Here is a 25,902-nt window from a genome sequence, read left to right as displayed (position 1 = left end):
GGGTCGGCGGAGTGACCGCGGGAGGCACGGCATGAGCGTCCAGGAGGTCGAGGGAGGCCGGTTCGTCCGGCAGGCGAACCGGTTCACCGACCGGATCACCGCCGACGGGTCGTCCGGGTTCCCCGCGGAGGCGGGCCGGTACCGGCTGTTCGTCTCCTACGCGTGCCCGTGGGCGCACCGCACGCTGATCGTGCGGCGCCTGCTCGGCCTGGAGGACGCGATCAGCGTCGCCGTGGTCGACCCCATCCGCGACGAGAAGGGCTGGCGGTTCCCCGACCGCGACCCCGTCACCGGCGCGGAGTTCCTGTCCGAGCTGTACCTCGCCACCGACCCGTCGTTCCAGGGCCGCTACACCGTCCCGTCCATCTGGGACACCGAGACCGGGCGCCTGGTCACCAACGACTTCCCGAACATCACCACGACGTTCGAGACGGAGTTCACCGCCCACCACCGGCCGGGCGCGCCCGACCTGTACCCGGAGGCCCTCCGCCCCGAGATCGACGAGCTGAACGACCTCGTCTACCGGACCGTCAACAACGGCGTCTACAAGGCCGGGTTCGCCACGTCCCAGGACGCCTACGAGGAGGCGTTCGACGCGCTCTTCGACACCCTCGACCGGCTCGAGGAGCGCCTCGCCGGCCGCCGCTACCTGTTCGGCGACGAGATCACCGAGGCCGACGTCCGCCTCTACCCGACGCTGGCGCGCTTCGACGCCGTCTACCACGGCCACTTCAAGTGCAACCTGCGGCGGCTGGCCGACTACGACAACCTCTGGGCCTACGCCCGCGACTTGTACGCGATCCCCGCGTTCGGCGAGACGACGAACTTCGACCACATCAAGCGCCACTACTACGTGACGCAGCGGAACATCAATCCGTCCGGCGTGGTCGCCAAGGGCCCCGCCGTCGACTGGACCGTCCCGCACGGCCGGGGCCGCTGACGGCGCCCGCCCGCGACGTCCGCCGACCGCGCCGACTGACGGTGACCCTCGTTATGCTGGCGCATCTCCATCAATCGGCACGAAAGGCATGACCCGACCATGCGCAGCCAGTTCTTCGGCAACCTCGACCAGGGCCAGCAGCTTCCCGGCCACTTCGCCCTCCAGAACTCCAAGATGCTCCGGGTCCATCTGAACGGGGACGTCCTGGCCCGGCAGGGCTCCATGGTCGCCTTCCAGGGCCAGATGGAGTTCGACTACGAGGGCTCGGGCGGCATCGGCAAGTTCATGAAGAAGGCGCTGACGGGCGAGGGCGTGCCGCTGATGCGCGTCAAGGGCCAGGGCCTGCTGTTCGTCGCGAACGACGCCGACGACATCCACCTCTTCTACCTGGAGAACGAGGGCCTCACCGTCAACGGCAAGAACATCCTCGCCTACGACTCGACGCTCCAGTCCGACATCCAGCGCGTCCAGGGCGCGGGCATCGCCGCCGGCGGCCTGTTCAACACCACCCTGCAGGGCACCGGCTGGGTGGCGCTCACCACGCACGGGACGCCCGTCATGCTCGACTGCGGCCGCGCCCCCACGTTCGCGGACGGCCAGTCCGCCGTGGCGTGGAGCACCAGCCTCCAGGTCGGCGTCAACCGCACCTTCAAGGCCGGCGCCCTGATCGGCCGCGGCAGCGGCGAGGCCATGCAGCTCGCCTACCAGGGGCAGGGCTTCGTGCTCGTCCAGGCCAGCGAGGGCCCGACCGTCCCGCAGCACACCCACTGATCTAGGAACCGGGCCCGGCGGCACTCTGCCGCATGCCGCCGAGCGCGGGGCGATAAACACGGTAGCCTGGGGTTCGTCTCAGAACTCACCTGCGAGCAGCGGAAGAGGGCGATCTCCGCCGTGTCGACAGAGTCGTCGCAAACAAGTGCCGACCCCAAGATCACAGATTTCGGCGCCAACGAGTGGCTGGTCGACGAGCTGTACCAGAAGTACCTCGAAGACCCGAACTCCGTTGACGAAGCCTGGTGGAACTTCTTCGCGGACTACCAGCCGGACAGCCGGCCGTCGTCCGTGACCCCCGCGTCCCCCCAGGCCACCACCGAGGGCGCGGCCCCGGCCGCGAACGGCACCGCGGCCGCCCCGCCGACATCGCAGCGGCCGACCGCGCCGCCGCCGGCGCCCGCGAAGGCGCCGAAGCCCGCCCCGAAGGCGGCGGAGAGGCCCGCTCCGCCGCCGGTGCCGGCGGGCGCCGAGGAGGTCCGGCTGCGCGGCGTCGCCGCCCGGACGGCCACCAACATGGAGGCCAGCCTCGGCGTGCCGACGGCGACGAGCGTGCGGGCCGTCCCGGCGAAGCTGCTGATCGACAACCGCATCGTCATCAACAACCACCTGAAGCGCGGGCGGGGCGGCAAGGTCTCGTTCACGCACCTCATCGGGTACGCGATCGTCAAGGCGCTCGCCGCCATGCCGGAGATGAACGCCGCGTTCACCGAGGTGGACGGCAAGCCGGTGCTGGTCCGGCCCGAGCACGTCAACTTCGGGCTGGCGATCGACCTGCAGAAGGGCGACGGCTCCCGGCAGCTCGTCGTGCCGAGCATCAAGGCCGCCGAGACGCTGGACTTCCGCCAGTTCTGGGCCGCCTACGAGGAGATCGTCCGCAAGGCCCGCGGCGGCAAGCTCACCCTGGAGGACTTCCAGGGCACCACGATCAGCCTGACGAACCCGGGCACCATCGGCACCGTCCACTCGGTGCCGCGGCTGATGCCCGGCCAGGGCACGATCATCGGCGTGGGCGCGATGGAGTACCCGGCCGAGTTCGCGGGCGCGTCCGGCGAGACGCTGTCGCGGATGGGGATCAGCAAGGTCATGACGCTGACCTCCACCTACGACCACCGCATCATCCAGGGCGCGCAGTCCGGCGACTTCCTGCGCCGCATCCACGAGCTGCTGCTCGGCGAGGACGGCTTCTACGACGAGATCTTCGAGGCGCTGCGCATCCCGTACGAGCCGGTGCGCTGGGTCAAGGACATCTCCGCGAGCCATGACGACGACGTCGCCAAGGTCGCCCGCGTCCACGAGCTGATCCACGCCTACCGGGTCCGCGGCCACCTCATGGCCGACACCGACCCGCTGGAGTACAAGCAGCGCCGCCACCCCGACCTCGACATCCTCAAGCACGGCCTCACCCTGTGGGACCTGGAGCGCGAGTTCGCGACCGGCGGGTTCGGCGGCAAGCCGACGATGAAGCTGCGCGACATCCTCGGCGTGCTGCGGATGGCGTACTGCCGGACGGTCGGCATCGAGTACATGCACATCCAGGACCCGGAGGAGCGCGCCTGGATCCAGGAGCGCGTGGAGGTCCCGCACGACAAGCCGTCGCGCGAGGAGCAGCTGCACGTGCTGCGCCGCCTGAACAGCGCCGAGGCGTTCGAGACGTTCCTGCAGACGAAGTTCGTCGGGCAGAAGCGGTTCTCGCTGGAGGGCGGCGAGTCGGTCATACCGCTGCTGGACTCCGTCATCTCGGCCGCCGCGAAGGACAACCTCGACGAGGTCGTCATCGGCATGGCCCACCGCGGCCGGCTGAACGTCCTCGCCAACATCGTCGGCAAGTCCTACGGGCAGATCTTCGGCGAGTTCGAGGGCAACCTCGACCCGCGCAGCGCGCAGGGCTCCGGCGACGTGAAGTACCACCTGGGCGCGTCCGGCGACTTCGTCGCCAGCGACGGCTCCAAGATCCACACCGAGCTGGTCGCGAACCCGTCCCACCTGGAGACGGTCGACCCGGTGCTGGAGGGCGTCGTCCGCGCCAAGCAGGACGTGCTGGACGTCGGCGAGGCCGGCTTCACCGTGCTGCCGATCCTGATCCACGGCGACGCCGCGTTCGCCGGGCAGGGCGTGGTCGCCGAGACGCTGAACCTGTCGCAGCTGCGCGGCTACCGCACCGGCGGCACCGTGCACGTCATCATCAACAACCAGGTCGGCTTCACCACCGCCCCCGAGTACTCGCGGTCCAGCGTGTACGCGACCGACGTGGCGCGGATGATCCAGGCGCCGATCTTCCACGTGAACGGCGACGACCCCGAGGCGTGCGCCCGGGTCGCGCGGCTGGCGTTCGAGTACCGGCAGACGTTCAAGAAGGACGTCGTCGTCGACATGGTCTGCTACCGGCGCCGGGGCCACAACGAGGGCGAGAACCCCTCGTTCACCCAGCCGCTGATGTACGACCTGATCGACGCGAAGCGCTCGGTGCGCAAGCTCTACACCGAGGCGCTGATCGGCCGCGGCGACATCACGGTGGAGGAGGCCGAGCAGGCGCTCCGCGACTACCAGGAGCAGCTGGAGCGGGCCTTCACCGAGACCCGCGAAGCGGTGAAGAAGCCGCTGGAGCCGGGCTCGGTCGTGAAGCCGGACGTCGAGGAGCGCATCCCGATCGACCATGGCAAGGCCGGCACGGCGATCCCGCAGGAGACCGTCAAGCGGATCATCGAGACGCAGGTCAGCCTGCCGGAGGGCTTCACCCCGCACCCGCGGCTCCAGCCGATCCTGCAGCGCCGCGCCCAGATGATCGAGGACGACGCGATCGACTGGGCGACCGGCGAGCTGCTCGCGATGGGCTCGCTGCTGATCGACGGCCGCCCGGTGCGGCTCGTCGGCCAGGACACCCGGCGCGGCACGTTCGGCCAGCGGCACGCGGTGCTGGTCGACCGCAAGACGGGCGAGGAGTACACGCCGCTCAAGCAGTTCGGGCAGGGCGTGTCGAAGTTCTACGTGCACGACTCGCTGCTCAGCGAGTACGCGGCGATGGGCTTCGAGTACGGCTACTCGATGACGCGGCCGGACGCGCTCGTCTGCTGGGAGGCCCAGTTCGGCGACTTCGCCAACGGCGCCCAGTCGGTGGTGGACGAGTACATCTCGTCCGGCGAGCAGAAGTGGGGCCAGCACTCCGGCGTCGTGCTGCTGCTGCCGCACGGCTACGAGGGCCAGGGGCCCGACCACTCGTCCGCGCGGATCGAGCGGTACCTGCAGCTGTGCGCGCAGGACAACATGACCGTGGTGTACCCGACCACGCCGGCGAACTACTTCCACCTGCTGCGCTGGCAGGTGCTGTCGGGCCGCAACAAGCCGCTGGTCGTGTTCACGCCGAAGTCGCTGCTGCGGCTGAAGGCGGCCACGTCGCCGGTGGAGCAGATCACCGACGGCGCGTTCCAGCCGGTGATCCCCGAGAGCGACCCGGCGATCGACCCGGCGGGCGTGCGGCGGGTGCTGCTCACCACCGGCAAGATCTACTACGACGTGGTGAAGGCCCGGCAGTCGGCGGGCGCGAACGACACCGCGGTCGTGCGGGTCGAGCGGCTGTACCCGCCGCCGGTCGACGAGATCAAGGCGGAGCTGGCCAAGTACCCGGCGGACGCCGAGGTCGTGTGGGTGCAGGACGAGCCCGCGAACATGGGCGCCTGGCCGTTCATGGCGCTGAAGCTGCCGCACCACATCGAGGGCCTGAAGATGTCGCGGGTGTCGCGCCCGGCGTCCTCGTCCCCGGCGGTCGGCTCGGCGAAGCTGCACCAGGCCGAGCAGGAGTCCCTGCTGGCGAGACTGTTCGGCGACCGCAAGTAGGCCGGACGGCGTAAGGAATCGACGAGACCCGAGGGCTCCGGTGCGTCGCGCCGGGGCCCTCGGCGTCCGACGCCATGAGCGAGAAGGAAGACGCCCGTACATGTACTTCACCGATCGGGGCATCGAGGAGCTGACGGACCGGCGCGGCGCGGAGGAGGTCAGCCTGACGTGGCTGGCCGAGCGGCTCCGCGAGTTCGTGGACCTGAACCCCGAGTTCGAGACCCCCGTCGACCGCCTCGCCACCTGGCTGGCCCGGCTGGACGACGATGACGACGACTAACTCCGCCCGCTAACACGACATGTCTTGACTTTCCGGGGACGCGACATATCGTGTCTAGTGATGGCGGAGCCGGACGAAGGGCACATCGCGATGTCGCGCTGGACGATCGAGGAACCGACCTCCCTGGACTTCGACGGCGTGGTCGCGCTGCGGGTCACGGTGATCGCGGGCAGCGTCTCGGTGCTCGCCTCCGACGAGCGGCCGTCCATCATGGTCGGCGACGTCCAGGGCCCGCCGGTGACGGTCACGCACGAGGCCGGCATGCTGACGGTCACGCACGAGAAGCTGTGGGAGGGCGTGCTGAGCTGGCTGCGCACCCACAACGTCCGCACGGCGGTCACGGTGACCGTCCCGCACGACTGCCCGGTCTCGCTGACCCTCGTGTCGGCGGACGCGGTCGTGACCGGCATGACGACCCGCACGTCCATCAAGAGCGCGACCGGTAACGTGACGCTGGACGGCGTCGCGGGCGCGATCGACGCCAACACCGTGTCCGGCGCGATCGAGGCGCAGGGCCTGGACGGGACGGTGTCGTTCACCTCCGTCTCGGGCGACCTCGCCCTCGCGGGCGCGTCCATCGACCGCCTCGGGGCCCGCACGGTCAGCGGCCGCATCGCGGCCGACGTCGACCTGTCCGGCGACGCCGCCGTGGACGTCAACACGGTGTCGGGCGAGGTCGCGTTGCGCGTTCCGGAGTCGGCCGACGCGCAGGTCTCGCTCAGCTCCGCCGCCGGCCGCATCGAGACGTCCTTCCCCGAACTCGGCCGCCAGGACCGCACCATCGCGCAGAGCGTCACCGGCAAGCTCGGCGACGGCGGCGGCCGGCTGACCGTCAACACCGTCTCCGGCGCGATCACCCTCCTCGGTCGCGACGACGACGCCCCCGAGATCACCACCGACACCGGCCCCCGAATGGAGAAGTGAGACGTGAGCCCCGTTTTCGGGCATGGGCGGCTGCGGCTGTACCTGCTGAAGCTGCTGGAGGAGAGCCCGCGGCACGGCTACGAGGTGATCCGGCTGCTGCAGGACCGGTTCCTCGGGGTCTACTCGCCCTCCCCCGGCACGATCTACCCGCGGCTCGCCCGGCTGGAGTCCGAGGGGCTGGTCACGCACGAGGTGGTCAAGGGCAAGAAGGTGTACTCGCTGACCGACAAGGGCCGCGAGGAGCTGGAGCGCCGGATGGACGAGCTCGCCGACCTGGAGGAGGAGATCTCCGCCTCGGCGCAGGAGTTCGCGCGCGGCGTGCAGGAGGACGTGCGGCAGACCGTCCGGACGCTGCGCGAGGAGCTGACCCAGGCCGCCCGGACGATGCGCGACCAGGGCAAGGCCACGTCCAAGGAGGCGTGGAAGGAGACCACCGAGCGCCAGAAGGACGAGTGGAAGCGGCAGAAGGAGTACTGGCGCGACCAGAAGCAGGCGTGGAAGGAGGAGTGGCGGCAGAACTGGGACGACGCGTGGAAGACGGCGACCGGCACCCGCGACGACGTCGCGCGCCTCAAGCTGGAGCGCCTGCTCCGCACGTTCGTCGAGGACGTCCGCAAGTCGGCGAAGAAGGCCCGGCTGGACGACGACGGCCTCGCCGCCGCGCAGGCGCTGCTGGACGAGACCCGGGAGCGCCTGAAGAAGGAGGTCTTCCGCAAGGAGCCGTGACCGGGGGCGTCCCGGCCACGGCCCCGCCGGCTCACGGCGTGAAGACGATCTTCCCGAAGATGTCGCCCTCGGCCATCGCGGCGAACCCCGCGCGGGCCTCGCTCAGCGGCAGCGTCCGGTCGATCTGCGGCCGGGTGCCGGTCTTGACCAGGAACCGGGCGAGCCGCTCCAGCTGCGCCCGCGTCCCCATCGTGGAGCCGACCACCGACAGCTGGAGGAAGAACACCCGGTTCAGCTCGGCGGGCGGCACCTGGCCGCTGGTGGCGCCGGACACCACGATCCGCCCGCCCGGCCGCAGCGACTTCAGCGAGTGCGACCAGGTCGCCTGGCCGACGGTCTCGATGACGGCGTCGACCCGCTCGGGCAGCCGCGCGCCCGTCTCGAACACCGCGTCCGCCCCGAGCTCCCGGGCCTTCTTGCGCTTGGCCTCGCTCCGGCTCGTCGCATAGACGCGGAACCCGGCGGCCGACGCCAGCGCGATCGCGGCCGTCGCCACGCCGCCCCCGGCGCCCTGCACCAGCACCGACGACCCGGGCTGCAGCCCGGCCTTGTCGAACAGCATCCGGTAGGCGGTGAGCCACGCCGTCGGCAGGCAGGCCGCCTCCTCGAACGACAGCTCGGCGGGCTTCGGGACGAGGTTGCGGCGCGGCACCGCGACCTTCTCCGCGAGCGTCCCCGGGTGGACCTCCGACAGCAGCGACCGCTTCGGGTCGAGGGTCTCGTCGCCGCCGCCCCGCTCCGGGTCGCCGATCACCGCGTGGACGATGACCTCGTTGCCGTCCTCGTCGACCCCGGCCGCGTCGCAGCCGAGGATCATCGGGAGCCTCTCGGCGGGGAGGCCGACGCCCTTCAGCGACCACAGGTCGTGGTGGTTGAGCGCGGTGGCCTTCACCGTGACGGTCGTCCAGCCGTCCGGTGCCTCGGGGTCGGGCCGCTCCCCCACCGTCAGCCCGTTCAGCGGATTGTCTGCGTCGATCTGTGTGGCTGTGACAGCGAGCATGCCCCCGACACTAACCGTCTCCGGGGTCCGGACGGCCGGTGGGGGCCGGTCCCTTCCGGCCGCGCGGTCGCTCCGCGACAATGCACCCATGCGGATCCGAGCGCTCCTCCTCGCCGGGCTGATGCTCACGTCGTCCTGCACGACAACGGACGGCCCGGAGAAGGCGGCCGGCCCCGCACGTCCCGCCGCAACGCCGGCCGGTCTCGCCAACCCGCGGATCATGGACTGCGCGAACCGCAACGCCTCGTTCCCGGAAGAACGCGACGGCCCCGTCAAGACCGGCCCCGGCGATCTCATCGTGGAACCGCTCATCATCAGCGGCCTCCGCACCTGGGCGGACGCCGACCCGATCGGCCAGGGGCGCGACGGCCGGTACAAGGTCGGCGTCGTCCTGCGCGCCGGGAAGACGGCCACGCTCTCGATCCCGGCGGAGTACCACGACGCCGCGGGCCTGCTCTACAGCGACGCCGTGCAGGACGCCCGCACCCCGGCGGAGGCCGACCACGCGATCACGTTCAGCGCCTGCCCCGACCACGACACCGTGTTCCCCGGATACCTGTTCGTGCCGCGCCGGCAGCACGTCCCGCTGGTCGTCCGCCCCGAGAGCGGCCCCGCGACCCGCGAAACGATCTCCTTCTTCGCGGGCCGCTGAGCCGGATCGCGCGTTACAGGACCTTGGAGAGGAAGTCCTGGGTGCGGGGGTGCTTCGGGTTCGTCAGGACCTCGCGCGGGGTGCCCTCCTCGACCACGACGCCGCCGTCCATGAAGACGAGCGAGTCGCCGACCTCGCGGGCGAAGCCCATCTCATGGGTGACCACGACCATGGTCATGCCGTCGAGGGCGAGTTGCTTCATGACCTCGAGCACCTCGCCGACGAGCTCGGGGTCGAGCGCGGACGTGGGCTCGTCGAACAGCATGAGCGCCGGCTCCATGGCGAGCGCCCGCGCGATCGCCACCCGCTGCTGCTGCCCGCCCGACAGCTGCGACGGGTAGCTCTGCGCCTTCTCGGCGAGCCCGACGCGTTCCAGCAGCGTGAGGGCCTGCTGCTTGACCTGGTCCTTCGGCAGCTTCTTGACCCACACCGGCGCCCCCATGACGTTCTCCAGCGCCGTCTTGTGAGGGAAGAGGTTGAAGCGCTGGAACACCATGCCGATATCACGACGCTGCGCGGCGACCTCCCGGTCGCGCAGCTCGTAGAGCTTGCCGCCCGACTGCCGGTAGCCGACCAGGTGGCCGTTCACCCACAGCCGGCCCGCGTTGATCTTCTCCAGGTGGTTCATGCAGCGCAGGAACGTGGACTTGCCCGACCCGGACGGTCCGACGACGCACATTACCTCGCCGGGCTTGACCTCCAGGTCGATGCCCTTCAGCACCTCCAGCCGCCCGAACGACTTGTGCACCCGCTCGGCCTTGACGACCAGGCCGGCGGCCTCGGCCGCGGTCTCACCGGTGGGCACGCCGCTCACGGTCCCCTCACCTCCGCTCATTGCCCGCCGCCCCTGGTGCGGAGGCGAAGCCACTGCCGGGCCTCGGACTCCTCGCCGTTGCTGCCGCGGACGCCCTTGCTGTAGTGGCGCTCCAGGTAGTGCTGGCCGACCATCATGATCGAGGAGAGCGCCAGGTACCAGAGGCAGGCCATCACCAGCATCGGGATGACCTTGTACGTGACGGCGGAGATCGTCTCCTGCGTGCGCGTCAGCTCCGCGTAGGGGATGGCGACGACCAGCGAGGTGTTCTTCAGTGTCGAGAGCGCCTCGTTCCCCGTCGGGGGGACGATCACGCGCATCGCCTGCGGCAGCACGATCCGGCGCATGGTCTGCGTGCGGGACATGCCGAGGGCGCTGGACGCCTCCTGCTGGCCCTCGTCCACCGAGAGGATCCCGGCCCGGATGATCTCCGCCATGTAGGCGGCCTCGTTGAGCGTCAGCCCCAGCGCCGCGGCGCTCGCGGCGTTGATCAGCGTCTGCGTCTGCCAGGTGTGGAACTCGGGTCCGAACGGGATCCCGATCCCGACCGTGGGGAACAGCGAGCCGATCGCGCCCCAGATGAGGAGCTGCGTGTAGAGCGGCGTACCGCGGAAGAACCAGAGGTAGAGCCAGGCGGCCCCGCTCAGCAGCGGGTTCGCGGACAGCCGCATCAGCGAGAGGACGATTCCGAGCAGCACACCGCCGGCCATCGCGACCACGGTGAGCCAGATGGTGTTCCGGACGCCCATCAGCACCGGCTTGGAGAACAGGTACTTCCACTGCTCCGACCATTCCAAAGACTTGCTGGTCAGCAGGAAGTGGACGAACATCGCGGCGAGCACCGCGATGACGGCGGCGGCCACCCAGCGGCCCGGGTGCCGCACGGGGACGGCCTTGATCGTTTCGGGCCGTCCCCCTTCGACGTCGGTGTCGACCGTCATTCGATCAGCTCTGCGCAGCGTTGATCGCCGGATCGGTGATCGCGCCGCTCTCCACGCCGTACTTCTCCAGGATCTGCTTGTAGGTGCCGTCGGTGATCAGCGCCTTGAGCGCACCCTGCACGGCCTCCTTGAACTGGCCGTTCTCCTTCTTGAAGATGAAGCCGTACGGAGCGGTGTCGTACACCTCGCCGATGAGCTCCAGCTTGCCGCCGGTCTGCTTCACCGCGTAGCCGGCGATCGGCGAGTCGGCCGCCATCGCCTGCACCTTGCCCGCCACCAGGTCGTTGGTGACCTCGGTCTGCTGGTTGCGGACGACGGTCTTGATGGCCGGCTTGCCCGCGTCGGTGCACTTCTTGCTCCGCGCCTCCAGGTCCTGGACCTGGACGGTGCCGTGCTGGACGCCGATGCTCTTGCCGCAGGCGTTGTCGGGGGTGACGCCGTCGGGGTTGCCCTTGAGCGCGGCCCACGACGTCCCGGCGGAGTAGTAGGTGACGAAGTCGACCGCCTTCTCCCGCTCCTTGTTGTCGGTGAAGGACGAGACACCGATCTCGTACTTGCCGGACTGGACGCCCGGGATGATCGTGTCGAAACCGGCGTTCTGGAACTCGGTCTTCAGGCCCAGCTTGCCCGCCACCGCCGTGAACAGGTCGACGTCCCAGCCGACGATCTTCTGCGACGCGGGGTCGACGGACTCGTTGGGCGGGTAGGACGCGTCGGTGCCGATCGAGATCTTGCCGTCGCTCTTGATCGCGTCCGGGACCATGGCCGCGAGCTTGCTGTCCACGCTCGTGTTCGAGGCGGTGCCGTTCGAGTCGCCAGAGTCGTCGCTGTCACCGCATGCGGACAGGGCGAGGGCGCCGGTCAGCACGAGAGCGCTCGCCGCGACGAGGCGGCGGCGCAGAGAACCGGTGGTCACTGGTCCCCCTCCAGATGGTTGCGTCGGATCACGTAGATCCGAAGGTCAGGTGCACAGTTTGGCGCACAACCTCCCTGATCTGGATAAAGGGTCCGAAACAATCACGCAACGAGGTAGCGCCGGAACGGCGCGCCGACCTCCCCGTTACGCACCGTGTGCTACCGGACCGCTACATGTGGCGACCGTCACGTGACGGTCAACACCCACCCCGGCCACCGGGGAGCCCGGACCCCGTGTGGCACAATCGGACAACGGGTGACCCCCGTACGTCGCGAGATGACCACCAGGTGTCCGGCCACCACGCCACCACCACCGCGGCGGCATCGCAAGAAAGCCAACTTTCACTGACAGGGGTCGCTGTGGCTGCTGAGCCCATTACCACCGAACCGCTCTCACTCGAAGACGATCCGGCCTTCCCGCTGCACCGCGGCGGCAAGCTGGAGATGCGATCGACCATCCCGGTCCGCAACAAGGACGACCTCTCGCTGGCCTACACCCCGGGTGTCGCCCGCGTGTGCACCGCCATCGCCGACAACCCCGAGCTGGCCTACGACTACACCTGGACGTCCAAGGTCGTCGCGGTCGTCACCGACGGCACCGCCGTGCTCGGCCTCGGCGACATCGGTCCCGCCGCGTCCATGCCGGTCATGGAGGGCAAGTCCCTGCTGTTCAAGGAGTTCGCCGACGTCGACTCGGTGCCGATCGCGCTGAGCTGCACGGGCGTGGACGAGATCGTCGACACGGTGATCCGGATGGCACCGAGCTTCGGCGGCATCAACCTGGAGGACATCAGCGCCCCCCGCTGCTTCGAGATCGAGGACCGGCTGCGCGCCGCGCTCGACATCCCCGTCTTCCACGACGACCAGCACGGCACCGCGATCGTCGCGCTCGCCGCGCTGAAGAACGCGGCCCGCTTCGTCGGCAAGCCCCTCTCCGAGCTGCGCGCGGTCGTCGCCGGCGCCGGCGCGTCCGGCATCGCCGTCTCCAGAATGTTGATCGAGGGCGGCATCGGCGACATAGCGCTGTCGGACAGCAAGGGCCTCATCCACGAGGGCCGCGACGGGCTGAACCCGGTCAAGGAGCGCATCGCCGCGATCACCAACCGGTCGCACCTGAAGGGCTCCACCGAGGAGGCGCTGCGCGGCGCGGACGTGTTCATCGGCCTGTCCGGCAGCACCGTCCACGAGTCCTGCGTCGCCACCATGTCGGAGAACGCGATCGTCTTCGCCCTCTCCAACCCGACCCCCGAGGTCCACCCGGAGGTCGCGCGCCGCCACGCCAAGGTCGTCGCGACCGGCCGCAGCGACTTCCCGAACCAGATCAACAACGTGCTGGCGTTCCCGGGCATCTTCCGCGGCGCGCTGGACGTCCGGGCGCACACCATCACCGAGGGCATGAAGCTGGCCGCCGCGAACGCGCTGGCCGACATCGTCGGCGACGACCTGACCGCCGACTACATCATCCCGAACCCGTTCGACGACCGGGTCGCCCCGGCCGTCACCGCCGCGGTCGCCGACCAGGCCCGCCGCGAGGGCGTCAACCGCGTCTGACCCGCCGCCTCCGGACGGCCCGTGCCCCCATCGCGGGGGCGCGGGCCGTTCGATTGGTCCATAAATCCGGCCCCCGGCGACCCGAATCCCGAAGAATTTCCTACCGCCATAGGGAACTGGGCCGCAGATTCTCCCTGAAATGCGTGTAATCCTCGCCACAGGGGAATAGACCCTGGCAATTCGTCCGATCCGGTCGAGTCCGTCGGGAGCGACAGTGAATCTGGCCTCGTACGCAGACCTGGCGATCGATCTCGTGAACACCCGCCGCCCCGACGGGGACGACCTGCGCGATCTCGACGGGCTGCGGGCCCTGCTCGCGAACCGGCCGCACTTCGGCGGACGCACCGCGCACCGCGACCTCGACGCCATGCGCGAACTGCGCGCGCAACTGCGCGCCATCTTCGCCGCGGCGGCGGGCGGCGACGAGGACGGCGCCGCCGACCGCCTCAACACGCTGCTCATCCACCATCCGGTGCACCCGAACCTCACCCGGCACGACGGCAAGGGCTGGCACCTGCACTTCAACGAGGCCGGTTCGATCACCGACCGCTACGCGGCCCGCGCCGCGATGGGCCTCGCCGCGAAGATCGCCTCGCACGGCCTGGACCGCCTCGGCACCTGCCGCGCGGACGGCTGCGAGCGGGTCTTCTTCGACACGACCGCGAACCGCTCCCGCCGCCACTGCTCCGACCGCTGCGCGGGCCGTCCGAGCGTGACCGCCGCCTGCCACCCGAACACCCCCCGGATAACCGTCCCCACCCCCGACCCGAGCCGCTGACGGGCACCGTCCTGGGGGCGCCGCGTGGCACTCTGCAGGTCATGGAGTTGAGAACCCCGCGGCTGCTGCTACGCGAGTTCCGCACCGGTGACCACGCGGCCGTCCACGCCTTCGCCGGCGACGCCGAGGTGACCCGCTACACCGACTGGGGACCCAACAGCACGGTGGACACCACCGCGTTCATGACCGAGGTCGTCCAGGACGCCGCCGCCCTCCCCCGGCACCGGTTCGGGCTCGCCGTGGCCGAACTGGAGCACGGCACGCTCATCGGATCGGTCGAACTCCAGGTCACCAGCACGTCCCACCGGCGCGCAGAGATAGGCTACGTCCTGCACCGCCAGTGGTGGGGACGCGGGTACGCCGGCGAAGCCGCCGCCGCGTTGCTCGACTTCGGCTTCGAAGAGCTGGGCCTGCACAAGATCACGGCCACCTGCGACCCGCGCAATACGGCGTCGGCCCGCGTCCTGGCCAAGATCGGCATGCGGCGCGAGGGCCATCTCCGCGACCACCTGTACCTGCGGGGCCGGTGGCACGACCGCCTGCTCTATGCGGCCCTGTCCCGATAGCCATCGTCCCCCAGACGAAGACCGACCCCGGAACCCGCGAGGTTCCGGGGTCTGCTCGTCTCCTCACTCCACTGGCGACAACCAGACCAGTTCCGCGGCCGACCGCCGTGACGCGCTCTCCGGGGTGAGCCATCGCCCGAACCCCCGTCCGCTCAGCGGCACGGTGGCGGCGGAACCGTCCGGCAAGGCGATCCCGTAGGCCAGGATCTCCTCCACGACCGCCTCGTCCTCACCGGACTCGTCGCGCACCAGCGCGAACAGCCGGGGCGCCACCCCGCCCCCGAGCGCGACGGCCCACTCCGCCACCTCCGCGTGGTAGACAGGCGTTAGTTCGGATTCGTGGACGTCATCCATCCGGATACTCCCTTCCGAGCCCCGGGCCGGGACGGCTCCGCCTCCACGCGATGACCCGTCCCGGCCCGCTCTTTGCTCGATCGCGACCACAGACTGTGACGCATGGTCTACAGTTTGCATACTCGCACCCGATCCGAAGACGAACAAGTTGTTCACCAAGATTCTTGCGGGAACGTGTCCCAGGGCGAGGAAGGGAGTCCGACATGGCCGAACGGCAGCGGGCGACACTGCGCTCCCAGTGGCTCGGACAGCAACTGCGCGAGTTGCGGGACGACAGCGGCCTGATGCTCAAAGAGGTCGCCGAGTACCTCCAACGGGATCCGGGAACCGTCAGCCGGTTCGAGTCGGGCTTCTACCCGATCCGCCGTCCCGACCTGATGGCCCTGCTGGACCTGTACGGCGTCTCGGACCGGCAGCGACGCGACGCACTCATGACGCTCAGCCAGGACGTCTGGCAGAAGGGCTGGTGGGACGGCTACGCCGCCGACGTCGTCGGCTCTTTGATCGACTACGCCTGGTTGGAGTCACGAGCCGACCTCATCCGCTCCTTCGCCGCCATCGTCGTCCCCGGCCTGCTCCAGACCCCGGAGTACGCGAAATCAGTGATCCGCGCCAACGACGCTGACGCCACGCACGACCAAATCGCCCGTTGGCACGAACTCCGAATGCATCGCCAGACGGTCCTGGAAGGCGATGACGCGACTCAAATCACCGTCGTCCTAGATGAAGCCGTCCTCCGACGCCAGATCGGCGACGCCAGGATCATGGCTGCACAACTCCAGCACCTCGTCCAATGCACGACCAGGCCCACCGTGGACATCCGTGTTCTTCCGTTCCGAGCGGGCACTCCGGCCAGCACCTACGGAACCTTCACGATCTTCAAGCTGCCCGAACCCTTCCCAGAGGTCGCATATACCGAGACAATGGCGGGCGCCGTCTATGCCGAACCTCCCCAAAGCGATCGCTTCGCCCAGGCGTATGTTGAACATGAACGTTTGGCGCTTGGACCGACCGAGTCCACCGCTCTGATCTCGAAGATTGCGGAGGAATGGAAGTGAGCCAGCCAGATTCCGACGACGCTCTCACATCACAGCAGCGCAGCGAGGTCGCCTGGCACATCAGCAGCTTCAGCCCCGACAACGGCGGTAACTGCGTCGAAGCAGGGCCGCTGGCGGACGGGACCGACCGCGTCGCCGTCCGGCACAGCCACCGGCCCGACGCGGAAGTCATCGTCTACACCCGCGCCGAGTGGGAAGCCTTCCTCGCCGGCGTCCGCAACAACGAATTCGACTTCTTCGTCTAGCGCCGTTTGGTGGGTCAGGACGGGTCCACCAGGCGGTTCTCCCATGCCCAGGTGACGATGCCGACGCGGTTGCGCACTCCTAGTTTGGTCTGGATGCCGGACAGGTGGCTCTTGACGGTGCTGAGGGAGATGAACAGCTCAGCGGCGATCTCCTGGTTGGTGCGGCCGCGGGCGAGGGCGCGGACGACTTCCAGTTCGCGGTCCGACAGGGGCGGTTGGACGGTGCGTGGTGGCGCCGAGGCGGCCGTCAAGTGCTGCAGGAGGCGGACGGTCACGGAGGGGGATACCAGCGCTTCGCCGTTGTGGGCGGCGCGGACCGCCTCCACCAGAAGCGCCGGCCCTGCGTCCTTGAGGATGAAGCCTGCGGCGCCGCCGCGCAGCGCCCCGTAGACGTACTCGTCAAGGTCGAACGTGGTGACCACGACGACACGCATCGGGTCGGTCGTCTTCGGGCCTGCCAGGGCGCGGGTCACTTCGATGCCGTCGAGCTTCGGCATCCTGATGTCGACCAGGCACACGTCCGGACGCAGCCTGCGCGCCAGGGCGACCGCCTCGGCACCGTCCGACGCCTCCCCGATGACCGTGATGTCGGGCTGGTCCTCCAGGATCAGCCTCAGCCCTCGGCGGACCATCGCCTGGTCGTCGGCGAGCAGAACCGAGATCGTCACCCGGGCTCCCCCGTGGGCAGCGTCGCGCGCACGGACCAGCCGCTGCCGGGGCGCGGCCCTGCCTGGAGTGAGCCGCCGAGCGACTCGACGCGTTCGCGCATGCCGATGAGGCCGTAGCCGCGATGGGGGTGCCGGGCCACGGGCGGCGGGGCGTCGTCGGCGACCTCGATGGTCACGCCCTGTGTGCCCTGGTCGACGGTGACCGTGACCGATCGGGCCTTGGGGGCGTGCCGCAGGACGTTCGTCAATGCCTCTTGCGCGACGCGGTACACGGTGGTGGTCACCTCCGGCGGCCATTCGTTCTCGTCCGGCATGGTCAACGTGACCTCCGGACCCTGGCGGCCGAAGCGCTCGATGAGTGCGCCGAGGCCCTCCGGCCCGGGGGACGCCGGTGCCGCGTCGTCGGTGTCGCGCAGCAGGCCGACCACCCGCCGCATCGCGGCCAGGGCGTCGGTGCCCGCGGCCTCCATCTCGCTGAGGTACTCGCCCACCTGCTCCGGGTGGCGCCGCGCGACCACCTGGGCGCCCTGCGCCTGGAGCACCATGCCCGTGATGTGGTGCGCCACGACGTCGTGCAGTTCCCGGGCCAACTCCAAGCGCTCCTCACGCCGGACCTGCTCTGCGGTCGCGCGCGACCGCGCGTCCAGTATCCGCAGCGATAGCCCGATGCCGACGGCGGCCAGCCAGATCGGGCCGTCCAGCACCGTCACCGCCGCGAGCTCCGACAACGGCGGCCGGGCGGCCAGCTGACCGGCGATGATCAGCACCGGTCCGGCGCCCGCGATGGCGGCGGCCGGGGCCACCGGGAGGGTTCGGAGGGCCGAGGCGGTCAGCACCGCCAGCCCCAGGGCCGTCGCCGGGCTGGGTTCGGCGGGGAGGTCGGAGCCGCTCAGCCGGGTGGTCGCGATGGCCGCCGCCGCGAGGACGAGCCCCGCGACCGCCGGCCAGAGCGGGCGCCGCAGCCCGATCAAGGCCGCGAGGCACACCGCCGCCGCGAGGGCGCAGCCCGGCGCCCAGTACCAGCTTCCCCAGCTCTGCGCGATGGCGGCGGCCTGCACGGTGATCGCCGTGAGGAACGCGGCGCCGAGCCCGGTCGCGGAGACGCCCCGGACCCATCCCGCCGGAACGGTCATGTCCCCCAGGCTATCGGCGCGCCGGACGGCCGGACGGGCGCGAGCACGCGCAGCAGCAGCCCACCGGCGAGCCCACAGGCCAGCAAGATCGTGGCGAGCAGCGTCACGGCGGACGGGCCGGAGAACCACGCGAGCCCGATCACGATGACGCCGCCCACGGCGACGCAGACGGCCGATGGCGCCGGTAGGGCTCTGAGGGCGGAGCCGATGAGGACAGCGAGGCCCAGGGCCGTCATGGGTGCGGGTTCCTGTGGCAGTTCCGTCGCCAGGGAGACGCCCACGGCTCCTGCCGCCACGGCCAGGCCCGCCGCCGTGAGCCACACCCTCCCGTGCCCTCGCAGCAGTGCCAGCCCGCAGACCACCACCGCGACGGCTGTGGTGAAGACCCAGGAGGCGCCGCCCCAACTGGCGGCGAGCATGAACGCCGTGAAGGCGATGCCCAGGGCGAAGACTAGCCCCAACCCTGTGTTGAGCAGTACGGCATTTCCTCGGTTGTTCTCCATGAGGTCCTCACACCCGCCTGATGCGGCGCAGGGCGACGGCGCTCAGGAGCACGCCGGTCAGCAGGTAGAGACCCGTCTCGGCCAGTTGGAAGTACCAGTAGCGGCCGCCGGGCTGGTACTCGATGTCGACGTGCAGGTCGAGCGCGGACAGGCACACCGCGGCGTCACCGAACGTCCCGCCGGCGCCGGTCTTGGACGGGGTGTCGAGACAGGCGCCGAACTTCTCCTCGCTGAGCGTCCGCCCGTCGGCGGTGCGCATCGGGCTGGTGTCGCTGACCCACGCGTCGGGTGCACCGGGTACCCGCAGGCCGCCGATGACCGGGGTGCCGGTGATGCTGCCGAGGTTCTTGGCCCCGTTGATCGCCTGGGCGGTCATCGGCAGCGTCGCCTTCTCCGCCGGCAGGAGGTGCGGACGCACCATGTTCGGCACCGTGAACTGGACGGCGAGGAAGACCACGCCCGTGATGGCCATCGCCGGGAGCGTCCGGCGGACGAGGAGCCCGATCGTGGTGCCGAGGGTGAAGGCGAGGAATGCGTAGCCGATCGGGGCGATGTTGCGGGCGCCGAACTCGATCGCCCCGAACCGGTCGGAGGCGACCTGGTCGTACGGGGCGGCCGCCCAGGTGAGCATTAGAGCGGCCAGGCCCGTGACGGTCATCGCGGCCAGGGCGGTGAACGCCATCCTGGCGATCAGCCATCGGCGGCGGGTCACGCTCTGGCTCCACACCAGCCGATGGGTGCCGAGTTCCAGTTCCCGGGCGATCAGCGGCGCGCCCCAGAACGCGCCGAGGACGACGGGGATCAGCCCCAGACCGGCGGCCATGAACAGCAGCGTGCTCCGGTAGGCGCCCTGGAACTGGCTTTCGGCCTGGGCGCACGCGTCGGGGTCGGCGCACCGCGACCGGTAGACGTCGTGCGCGTCCCGGATGTCCATGCCGAGGTACAGCAGGTAGGCCGCGATCAGGACGAGCCCGATGGCCGCGACGAGCGCGTGGAGGCGGAACTGCCGCCAGTTCAGCCAGATCATCGCGCGTCCTCCCCGGCCACGGCGCCGACCCGGGCGACGGGCGCGTCCGCCCGCGACATGTACGCGAGCACCAGCTCTTCGAGAGTGACCGGCCCGGCCTGCGCCGGAATCTCCGATGGCGGCAGGGCCGTGCGCACGATGGCCCCACCCTGCCCGGCCCGGACGACCTCGGCGCCCGCGGGCGGCCGGCCGAGATCGCCGGTCACCCGGTAGTGGCGGGCCAGCAGGTCGCGGACGTCCCCGGCGACCTGGATGCGCGCGTCGCACAGCACGATGAGGTAGTCGCAGACCTGCTCGATGTCGCCGAGCAGGTGCGACGACAGCACGGCACCGGCGCCGAGTTCGGCGACGAACTCCATCAGGCTCGCCAGGAAGCCCCGGCGCGCCAGCGGGTCAAGCGCGGCGGCCGGCTCGTCGAAGACCAGCAGTTCGGGACGCTTGGCGGCGGCGACCGTCAGCGCCAGTTGCGCGCGCTGGCCGCCCGACAGCCGTCCCGCCTTCTGGCCGGGGTCGAGCCCGACCCGGGCGATGCGCCGCTCGGCCATGCCCTGGTCCCAGGACGGGTTCAGGCGCGCCCCCAGACGCAGGTGGTCGGCCACGCTGAACGACGGGTAGACGGGGGTGTTCTGCGCGACGAACCCGACCCGGGCCAGGTGCGCGGCGCTCGCGGCCGGCGGGGACCCCAGCACGCGCAGCGACCCCGACGACGGCTCCAGCAGCCCGCAGGCCATGTTCAGCAGCGTCGACTTCCCCGCCCCGTTCGGCCCCACCAGGCCCACGACGCGTCCCGCCGGAACGCGCAGGTCGACTCCGCTCAGCGCCGCCGGCCGGCGGCCATACCGTTTCGTCAGCCCCTCGGCGTGCAGCATCGGGACCGGATCTTCATGTGGCATGACCGCATCGTCGCCAACGGCCCCGCCGCCGATCACCGGCCTAAAGGACGGTGCGCCCCCGAAGCGGTCGTACTTTCGGCCGGTTCATCGCCGTCCACGCCGGTACCGCCGCACGGGCTTCGGTGGGAGAGGCCGGTAGCGGGCCAGGACGCGTCCCGTCACGAGCGCGTCCGGGACGGCGCCGAAGTCCCAGCTGTCGCTGCGCCCGGGGGCGCGCTGGTTGTCGCTCTCCAGCCACCAGCCCTCATCGGTGCGGTGCGAGGCGCGCTTGACGATCAGGAGCCCGGGGCGCCGCGGATGCTCGGCGACGACGACGGCCCCCGGCAGGGGACGGGCCCCGGCGCGGACGATCAGCCAGTCGCCCGGACGCAGGCCCGGCAGCATCGACTCCCCGGTCACCTCGACCGTGCGCAGCCGCCGGGCCCCGGCCGCCGCGAGCACGGCGGCGCCGGCGAGGCCCCAGAGCACCGGACGGCGCGGCCTGCGGATCCGCATGCTCCTCCTCGTGCGTCCGCATACATCGGCGGACGGCGGTCATGACACTCCCCGAAGGGCTCCGGGCCGAGCGCGGCCCGGGTCTTAGGCCGAAATACCGAGCGCCCTGGCCGGACGTGCCCAGGGACACAAGGGTAATGTCGGTGCCCTGAGCATGATCCGCAACGAGGGAAGGGATTCGCAGGTGTTGCTCAAGCTTCTGCGCCCGAAGACTACGGTGTCCGCGCACTGCGACCTGCCGTGCGGCGTCTACGACCCGGCGCAGGCCCGGATCGAAGCCGAGTCGGTCAAGGCGATCTGCGAGAAGTACGCCGCCAACGAGGACCCGGAGTTCCGCGCCCGGGCGATCCTGATCAAGGAGCAGCGCTCCGAGCTGGTCAAGCATCACCTGTGGGTGCTCTGGACCGACTACTTCAAGCCGCCGCACTTCGAGAAGTACCCGCAGCTGCACCAGCTGTTCAACGAGGCCACCAAGCTCGCCGGCGCCGCCGGCACCAAGGGGAGCATGGACCCCAAGGTCGCCGATGACCTGCTCGGCAAGATCAGCGAGATCGACAAGATCTTCTGGGAGACCAAGCAGTCCTGACTCGGACGAACGGTGAGGCCCGACCTGCGGCTGGTCGGGCCTCTGCCGTCTCAGGAGCGGGCGGCCTCGGCGAGGGTGTCGCCGGTCAGGCGGTACGTCGTCCACTCGTCCTGCGGCCGGGCTCCCAGCGCCTCATAGAACGCGATGGCCGGTTCGTTCCAGTTGAGGACGGCCCATTCGACGCGTTCGTAGCCCCGGGCGTCGGCGATGCGGGTGAGCTCGGTGAGCAGGGCCTTGCCGTAGCCGTGGCCGCGGACGTCCGGCTCGACGAACAGGTCCTCCAGGTAGATGCCGTGCGTGCCGTTCCACGTGGAGAACGTCAGGAACCAGAGGGCGAAGCCGACGATCCGTCCCTCGTGCTCGACGACGTGCGCGAAGACCTTCGGGTCGTCGCCGAAGAGCCGCTCGCGCAGCTGGTCCTCGGTGGCCTTCACCTCGTGGAGGGCGCGCTCGTAGTCCGCCAGCTCGCGGATCAGCCGCAAGATCTCCGGGACGTCGTCCGGGGTCGCATACCGAATCACCCCGGAAGGGTATGCGAACGGGACGTATGGGGCGTGCGGAGGGGGCCCGGAGGGGCCGTGGGGGTGACTCACACCTCGCCCGCCGGAGGTTTGGAACGCGTCGGTTGAGGTCGGTGCCGCGTTCGTAAGAAAGCCACGCGCGCCGGAGTCTCCGACCAGGCCCCGCAGGCGGTAGTTTCGAAGCAGCGGGACCATCCTGCGAGGGAGTGACGTGACCGAGGAAACCGCTGCAATGCCGGCCAGTACGAAGTTGTCCGTCCGCGATGTGGTGACGGTGAAGCTGCCGGCCGCGAGCGCCTACCTGTCCGTGCTGCGGACGGCGACCGCGGGACTCGCGGCCAGGCTCGACTTCACGCTGGACGAAATAGAGGACCTGCGCATCGCCGTGGACGAGGCGTGCGCGATGCTGCTGTCCCAGGCCCTGCCCGGGACCGACCTGACATGCGAGTTCGAGCTGACCGGGGACGCCATGCGCATCTCCGTGTCGGTGCTCACCGTGGACGGGGAGGAGCCCAGCCGCGACACCTTCGCCTGGACGGTCCTGTCGTCCCTGGCGGGCGAGGTGGACGCCGAGGTGGGCGCCGACGACCGGGTCACCGTGACGCTGCAGAAGCGGCGCGGCGCGGCGGGGGCCCCGTGACGGAGAAGACGACGACGGAGGAGACGACCGCGGTCGCGGGCGCGAGCACCGAGCGGTCGGAGTCCGCGGTGCCCGACCGGGCCCGGGCGCGTGCCCTGTTCGAGCGCCTCGCCGAGCTTCCGGAGGGCGATCCGGAGCGCCAGCGCATCCGGGACCAGCTCGTCGAGCTGCACCTGCCGCTGGTGGAGTACCTCGCCCGCCGCTTCCGCAACCGCGGCGAGTGGCTGGACGACCTGATCCAGGTCGCCACCATCGGCCTGATCAAGTCGATCGACCGGTTCGACCTGGAGCGCGGCGTGGAGTTCTCCACGTACGCGACGCCCACGATCGTCGGCGAGATCAAGCGGCACTTCCGCGACAAGGGCTGGGCGGTGCGCGTCCCGCGCCGGCTGCAGGAGCTGAAGCTGTCGCTGACCAAGGCGATCAGCGACCTCGCGCAGCGCGAGGGCCGCGCGCCGACGGTGAGCGAGCTGGCGGCGCACCTGCAGATGAGCGAGGAGGAGGTGCTGGAGGGCCTGGAGTCGGCGAACGCCTACTCCACCGTGTCCCTGGACGCCCCCGACTCCGGTGACGAGGACGCCCCGGCGGTCGCCGACTCGCTCGGCATGGTCGACGAGTCGCTGGAGGGCGTCGAGTACCGCGAGTCCCTCAAGCCGCTGCTGGAGAAGCTGCCCGCGCGCGAGAAGAAGATCCTGCTGCTGCGGTTCTTCGGCAACATGACGCAGTCGCAGATCGCCGCGGAGCTCGGCATCTCCCAGATGCACGTGTCCCGGCTGCTCGCCCGCACGCTGGCGCAGCTCCGCGAGGGCCTCACCGCCGACGAGTGAGAACGCGCGAAGGGCCCCGGGTTCGCTCCTGGGGCCCTTCGGTGTTCGCGGCCGGTTCCCGGTCGTCCGGTTCCCGGTCGGTGCTGGGTCGGTCGGTTCCAGGTCGGTCAGTTCTTGGTGGGCTGCTCTTTGAGGCGGTCCATGAGCCGCCGGCCCAGCGAGCGGGGTTCCGCGGGCTCCGCCGGGGCCGCAGGCACGGGTTCGGCGACCTTCGGCGCGGCCTCGCCGGCGTCGTCGGCGTCGTGGTCCTCGATCAGCCAGGCGGTGCTCGGCGGGCTGAGGACGGTGATCAGCGCGAGCGCGGCGACCGCGCCCATCGGGATCGCGATGCCGGGGCGGTCGCTCTGCCACATCGACCAGGCGATCGGCAGCGCGAACAGCTGGGTGAGGACCGTGGGCGCGCGGCTCCACTGGTCGGCGCGCAGCAGGCCGCGGGCGCAGGCGAGCATGCCGATCCCGCCGGCGAGGGCGAGGACGGTGACGCCGATCGCGCTCGGGGGGTCGACGGCGGCGCCGATGGCCGTCTCCACACCGGTGTAGACGCCGAAACCGACGGCGGCGAGGCCCTCCGCGCCCTCCAGGGCGGCGGCGGCCTGCACGGTGCTGGGGCGCTTCCTCACACCCTGAACCCTACTCGTCCCGCTCACCTGCGCGTCCCCTCCCCTTCGCGCGTCCCCTACCCTTGCGCACGTGCGCGCCATGCTCATCGCCAACCCCAAGGCGACCTCCACCTCCCGGAGGGCCCGCGGCATCCTCATGCGGGCCTTCACCGGTGACCTCGACCTCGTGCTCGCCGAGACCGGCCACCGCGGCCACGCGACCGAGCTGGCCCGGCAGGCGGCCGCGGACGGCTACGACGCCGTGATCGCGCTCGGCGGGGACGGCACGGTGAACGAGGCCGTCAACGGCCTGCTCGCGGACGGCCCGTCCCCCGATCTCCCGGCGCTGGCGGTGCTGCCGTGCGGGAGCGCGAACGTGTTCGCCCGCGCGCTCGGGCTGCCGGACGACCCGATCGGCGCGACGACGGCGGTGCTGGAGGCGCTGCGGGCGGGCCGGCACCGGACGGTGGGGCTCGGGACGGCGTCGCTGCCGGACGGCGGCGAGCGGTACTTCACGTTCTGCGCGGGCGTCGGGCTGGACGCGGAGGTCGTCCGGGAGGTGGAGCGGCGGCGCGACGCGGGGGTCCGCGCGGACCCGTCACTGTATGTGCGGACCGCCGTCCGGCATTTCTTCTCCGGCACCGATCGGCGGCGTCCCGCGCTCACTTTGGAACGGCCCGGGCGCCCCCCGATTCCGGGGCTGTTCCTGGCGTTCGTCTCGAATACCTCGCCGTGGACTTTCATGGGCCGGCTGCCGGTGAATCCGAGTCCGAAGGCGCACTTCGGGCGCGGTCTGGACGTGTTCGGGATGCGCTCGCTGCGGGTCGGCCCGACGGTGGGCGCACTGGTCCAGATGCTGACCTCGCGCGCGCGTCCGCTGCAGGGACGGCAGGTCGTGAACGTCCACGATGCGGCCGAGGTCACGCTGCGCGCGGACCGCCCGGTGGCCTTTCAGCTGGACGGCGACTACCTCGGCGAACAGCGGAGCGTGACGTTCCGGTCGGTTCCGAAGGCGATACGCATCGTCATTTGAGTGGCGCTCCGCGGGTGCGGCGGGGAGTCATTCGCGGCGCATGGGCGGCCAGGTGAGAGCCAAGTAACACGTTCGTCCCACGGGTGTGACACATGCGACACCCATACTTTGAGAATCCTTTCTCAAAGGTCTTGCGTCGCCCCGCGCCGCCCTGACACGCTCAAAGTGCGCCCGCTGGACGGGGACCCCAACGCCGCCGGTCCCCCGCTCGCGGCGCCGCCGAACATTCACCCCTGGACCTGGTCACAGCCTCCCGGGAGTTCGCGACATGTGAAACCGTTCACAAAAGTGGAGTTTCTCCACCACCTGACGAAGGAGTGGACCGCATGGACTGGCGCCACCGCGCAGCCTGCCGTGACGTGGACCCCGAGCTGTTCTTCCCGATCGGCAACACCGGCCCCGCGATCCTGCAGATCGAAGAGGCCAAGCAGGTATGCCGCCGCTGCGACGTGACCGACGCGTGCCTGCGCTGGGCCCTGGAGTCCGGCCAGGAGTCGGGCGTCTGGGGCGGCATGGGCGAGGACGAGCGCCGCGCCCTCAAGCGCCGCGCCCGCGCCGGCCGCAGCGCCCTCAGCGTCCGCCGCTGACGAACCCTCATCGCGGCCGGTCGCTCCGGGTGCAGTAACGG

General features: G+C 70.6%; 30 protein-coding genes. 17 read left to right on the top strand and 13 right to left on the bottom strand.

Annotation, left to right across the window (positions count from 1 at the left end; translation table 11 throughout):
• The first annotated feature begins 31 nt into the window (after nucleotides 1–31).
• The 6 genes from ABFX46_RS32575 (at nucleotide 32) to ABFX46_RS32550 (ending at nucleotide 7,475) form a co-directional block, all read left to right on the top strand.
• Nucleotides 32–940, top strand: coding sequence for a glutathione S-transferase family protein (locus ABFX46_RS32575; protein WP_346047756.1), 909 nt, complete (start codon nucleotides 32–34; stop codon nucleotides 938–940).
• 99 nt (nucleotides 941–1,039) lie between these two features.
• Entirely contained in the window at nucleotides 1,040–1,711 is a 672-nt protein-coding gene (locus ABFX46_RS32570) for an AIM24 family protein (protein WP_131941859.1), read from the top strand.
• A gap of 120 nt (nucleotides 1,712–1,831) precedes the next feature.
• Nucleotides 1,832–5,545 carry a multifunctional oxoglutarate decarboxylase/oxoglutarate dehydrogenase thiamine pyrophosphate-binding subunit/dihydrolipoyllysine-residue succinyltransferase subunit gene (locus ABFX46_RS32565; protein WP_346047755.1) on the top strand — a complete coding sequence of 1,238 codons (3,714 nt, stop codon included), beginning with the start codon at nucleotides 1,832–1,834 and terminating at the stop codon, nucleotides 5,543–5,545.
• A 100-nt stretch (nucleotides 5,546–5,645) separates the two neighbouring features.
• Nucleotides 5,646–5,825 carry a DUF6104 family protein gene (locus ABFX46_RS32560; protein WP_138638061.1) on the top strand — a complete coding sequence of 60 codons (180 nt, stop codon included), beginning with the start codon at nucleotides 5,646–5,648 and terminating at the stop codon, nucleotides 5,823–5,825.
• A gap of 60 nt (nucleotides 5,826–5,885) precedes the next feature.
• Nucleotides 5,886–6,749 carry a DUF4097 family beta strand repeat-containing protein gene (locus ABFX46_RS32555; RefSeq protein WP_346047754.1) on the top strand — a complete coding sequence of 288 codons (864 nt, stop codon included), beginning with the start codon at nucleotides 5,886–5,888 and terminating at the stop codon, nucleotides 6,747–6,749.
• A 3-nt stretch (nucleotides 6,750–6,752) separates the two neighbouring features.
• Nucleotides 6,753–7,475, top strand: a complete 723-nt coding sequence (locus ABFX46_RS32550; protein WP_346047753.1) for a PadR family transcriptional regulator — start codon at nucleotides 6,753–6,755, stop codon at nucleotides 7,473–7,475.
• 31 nt (nucleotides 7,476–7,506) lie between these two features.
• On the opposite strand, the gene ABFX46_RS32545 is transcribed toward ABFX46_RS32550, so the two are convergent.
• Nucleotides 7,507–8,475, bottom strand: a complete 969-nt coding sequence (locus ABFX46_RS32545) for a zinc-binding dehydrogenase (RefSeq protein WP_346047752.1) — start codon at nucleotides 8,473–8,475, stop codon at nucleotides 7,507–7,509.
• An 88-nt stretch (nucleotides 8,476–8,563) separates the two neighbouring features.
• Here ABFX46_RS32545 and ABFX46_RS32540 point away from each other — a divergent pair, with 88 nt between their 5' ends.
• Entirely contained in the window at nucleotides 8,564–9,127 is a 564-nt protein-coding gene (locus tag ABFX46_RS32540; RefSeq protein ID WP_346047751.1) for a hypothetical protein, read from the top strand.
• Between the two features lie 13 nt (nucleotides 9,128–9,140).
• On the opposite strand, the gene ABFX46_RS32535 is transcribed toward ABFX46_RS32540, so the two are convergent.
• Genes ABFX46_RS32535 through ABFX46_RS32525 form a run of 3 tightly spaced genes read right to left on the bottom strand, consistent with a single transcriptional unit; the run spans nucleotide 9,141 to nucleotide 11,798 of the window.
• Entirely contained in the window at nucleotides 9,141–9,962 is an 822-nt protein-coding gene (locus ABFX46_RS32535) for an amino acid ABC transporter ATP-binding protein (protein WP_428831333.1), read from the bottom strand.
• Nucleotides 9,959–10,882: an amino acid ABC transporter permease gene (locus ABFX46_RS32530; protein WP_346047749.1), complete on the bottom strand. Its 924-nt coding sequence runs from the start codon at nucleotides 10,880–10,882 to the stop codon at nucleotides 9,959–9,961. The genes ABFX46_RS32535 and ABFX46_RS32530 overlap by 4 nt, the downstream gene beginning before the upstream one ends.
• 4 nt (nucleotides 10,883–10,886) lie before the next feature.
• Nucleotides 10,887–11,798: an ABC transporter substrate-binding protein gene (locus ABFX46_RS32525; RefSeq protein WP_346047748.1), complete on the bottom strand. Its 912-nt coding sequence runs from the start codon at nucleotides 11,796–11,798 to the stop codon at nucleotides 10,887–10,889.
• A 359-nt stretch (nucleotides 11,799–12,157) separates the two neighbouring features.
• On the opposite strand from ABFX46_RS32525, the gene ABFX46_RS32520 reads away from it, so the two are divergent.
• From ABFX46_RS32520 to ABFX46_RS32510, 3 genes are all read left to right on the top strand, one after another.
• The gene (locus tag ABFX46_RS32520; protein WP_346047747.1) at nucleotides 12,158–13,348 is read left to right on the top strand and encodes an NAD(P)-dependent malic enzyme; all 1,191 of its coding nucleotides are present in this window, start codon (nucleotides 12,158–12,160) and stop codon (nucleotides 13,346–13,348) included.
• 214 nt (nucleotides 13,349–13,562) lie between these two features.
• Nucleotides 13,563–14,126 carry a CGNR zinc finger domain-containing protein gene (locus ABFX46_RS32515; RefSeq protein WP_346047746.1) on the top strand — a complete coding sequence of 188 codons (564 nt, stop codon included), beginning with the start codon at nucleotides 13,563–13,565 and terminating at the stop codon, nucleotides 14,124–14,126.
• A 41-nt stretch (nucleotides 14,127–14,167) separates the two neighbouring features.
• Nucleotides 14,168–14,692 carry a GNAT family N-acetyltransferase gene (locus ABFX46_RS32510; RefSeq protein WP_346047745.1) on the top strand — a complete coding sequence of 175 codons (525 nt, stop codon included), beginning with the start codon at nucleotides 14,168–14,170 and terminating at the stop codon, nucleotides 14,690–14,692.
• Between the two features lie 63 nt (nucleotides 14,693–14,755).
• Here the strand turns inward: ABFX46_RS32510 and ABFX46_RS32505 are convergent, their stop codons facing one another.
• A complete protein-coding gene (locus ABFX46_RS32505) occupies nucleotides 14,756–15,046 on the bottom strand; it encodes a hypothetical protein (RefSeq protein WP_346047744.1) in 291 nt (96 codons plus the stop codon).
• Between the two features lie 203 nt (nucleotides 15,047–15,249).
• Here ABFX46_RS32505 and ABFX46_RS32500 point away from each other — a divergent pair, with 203 nt between their 5' ends.
• Together ABFX46_RS32500 and ABFX46_RS32495 are read left to right on the top strand one after the other, a co-directional pair.
• A complete protein-coding gene (locus tag ABFX46_RS32500) occupies nucleotides 15,250–16,104 on the top strand; it encodes a helix-turn-helix domain-containing protein (RefSeq protein ID WP_346047743.1) in 855 nt (284 codons plus the stop codon).
• A complete protein-coding gene (locus ABFX46_RS32495; protein WP_346047742.1) occupies nucleotides 16,101–16,349 on the top strand; it encodes a DUF397 domain-containing protein in 249 nt (82 codons plus the stop codon). Before ABFX46_RS32500 ends, ABFX46_RS32495 begins: the two co-directional genes overlap by 4 nt.
• 14 nt (nucleotides 16,350–16,363) lie before the next feature.
• Here ABFX46_RS32495 and ABFX46_RS32490 read toward each other — a convergent pair whose 3' ends face one another.
• The 6 genes from ABFX46_RS32490 to sodX form a co-directional block, all read right to left on the bottom strand.
• Nucleotides 16,364–17,017, bottom strand: a complete 654-nt coding sequence (locus ABFX46_RS32490; RefSeq protein ID WP_346047741.1) for a response regulator transcription factor — start codon at nucleotides 17,015–17,017, stop codon at nucleotides 16,364–16,366.
• The gene (locus ABFX46_RS32485; RefSeq protein ID WP_346047740.1) at nucleotides 17,014–18,150 is read right to left on the bottom strand and encodes a sensor histidine kinase; all 1,137 of its coding nucleotides are present in this window, start codon (nucleotides 18,148–18,150) and stop codon (nucleotides 17,014–17,016) included. The genes ABFX46_RS32490 and ABFX46_RS32485 overlap by 4 nt, the downstream gene beginning before the upstream one ends.
• On the bottom strand, nucleotides 18,147–18,653 hold the full coding sequence (locus tag ABFX46_RS32480) for a hypothetical protein (RefSeq protein WP_346047739.1): 507 nt from the start codon (nucleotides 18,651–18,653) through the stop codon (nucleotides 18,147–18,149). The genes ABFX46_RS32485 and ABFX46_RS32480 overlap by 4 nt, the downstream gene beginning before the upstream one ends.
• Nucleotides 18,654–18,660: 7 nt before the next feature.
• Complete coding sequence (locus tag ABFX46_RS32475) at nucleotides 18,661–19,680, bottom strand: ABC transporter permease subunit (protein WP_346047738.1); 1,020 nt, start codon at nucleotides 19,678–19,680, stop codon at nucleotides 18,661–18,663.
• Nucleotides 19,677–20,573, bottom strand: a complete 897-nt coding sequence (locus ABFX46_RS32470; RefSeq protein WP_346047737.1) for an ABC transporter ATP-binding protein — start codon at nucleotides 20,571–20,573, stop codon at nucleotides 19,677–19,679. Before ABFX46_RS32470 ends, ABFX46_RS32475 begins: the two co-directional genes overlap by 4 nt.
• Nucleotides 20,574–20,657: 84 nt before the next feature.
• Complete coding sequence (sodX, locus tag ABFX46_RS32465) at nucleotides 20,658–21,068, bottom strand: nickel-type superoxide dismutase maturation protease (RefSeq protein ID WP_346047736.1); 411 nt, start codon at nucleotides 21,066–21,068, stop codon at nucleotides 20,658–20,660.
• A 184-nt stretch (nucleotides 21,069–21,252) separates the two neighbouring features.
• Between sodX and sodN the strand changes: the two genes are divergently transcribed.
• On the top strand, nucleotides 21,253–21,654 hold the full coding sequence (gene sodN, locus ABFX46_RS32460; protein ID WP_346047735.1) for a superoxide dismutase, Ni: 402 nt from the start codon (nucleotides 21,253–21,255) through the stop codon (nucleotides 21,652–21,654).
• A 50-nt stretch (nucleotides 21,655–21,704) separates the two neighbouring features.
• Here the strand turns inward: sodN and ABFX46_RS32455 are convergent, their stop codons facing one another.
• On the bottom strand, nucleotides 21,705–22,175 hold the full coding sequence (locus ABFX46_RS32455) for a GNAT family N-acetyltransferase (RefSeq protein WP_346047734.1): 471 nt from the start codon (nucleotides 22,173–22,175) through the stop codon (nucleotides 21,705–21,707).
• Between the two features lie 211 nt (nucleotides 22,176–22,386).
• Between ABFX46_RS32455 and ABFX46_RS32450 the strand changes: the two genes are divergently transcribed.
• Entirely contained in the window at nucleotides 22,387–22,815 is a 429-nt protein-coding gene (locus ABFX46_RS32450) for an ATP-binding protein (RefSeq protein ID WP_163062446.1), read from the top strand.
• 68 nt (nucleotides 22,816–22,883) lie between these two features.
• On the top strand, nucleotides 22,884–23,642 hold the full coding sequence (locus ABFX46_RS32445) for an RNA polymerase sigma factor SigF (protein WP_026401215.1): 759 nt from the start codon (nucleotides 22,884–22,886) through the stop codon (nucleotides 23,640–23,642).
• Nucleotides 23,643–23,749: 107 nt separating this feature from the next.
• Here the strand turns inward: ABFX46_RS32445 and ABFX46_RS32440 are convergent, their stop codons facing one another.
• On the bottom strand, nucleotides 23,750–24,262 hold the full coding sequence (locus ABFX46_RS32440; RefSeq protein ID WP_346047733.1) for a hypothetical protein: 513 nt from the start codon (nucleotides 24,260–24,262) through the stop codon (nucleotides 23,750–23,752).
• Nucleotides 24,263–24,332: 70 nt separating this feature from the next.
• On the opposite strand from ABFX46_RS32440, the gene ABFX46_RS32435 reads away from it, so the two are divergent.
• Both ABFX46_RS32435 and ABFX46_RS32430 read left to right on the top strand, forming a co-directional pair.
• Nucleotides 24,333–25,274, top strand: coding sequence for a diacylglycerol/lipid kinase family protein (locus tag ABFX46_RS32435; RefSeq protein WP_346047732.1), 942 nt, complete (start codon nucleotides 24,333–24,335; stop codon nucleotides 25,272–25,274).
• Between the two features lie 326 nt (nucleotides 25,275–25,600).
• Nucleotides 25,601–25,861, top strand: a complete 261-nt coding sequence (locus tag ABFX46_RS32430; protein ID WP_131940243.1) for a WhiB family transcriptional regulator — start codon at nucleotides 25,601–25,603, stop codon at nucleotides 25,859–25,861.
• Nucleotides 25,862–25,902 lie beyond the last annotated feature (41 nt).

The organism is Actinomadura chokoriensis (assembly GCF_039529475.1).
GTDB classification, from domain to species: domain Bacteria; phylum Actinomycetota; class Actinomycetes; order Streptosporangiales; family Streptosporangiaceae; genus Spirillospora; species Spirillospora bangladeshensis.
Note: the sequence above shows the minus strand (reverse complement) of the source record. Positions and strands in the feature narration are given on the sequence as shown.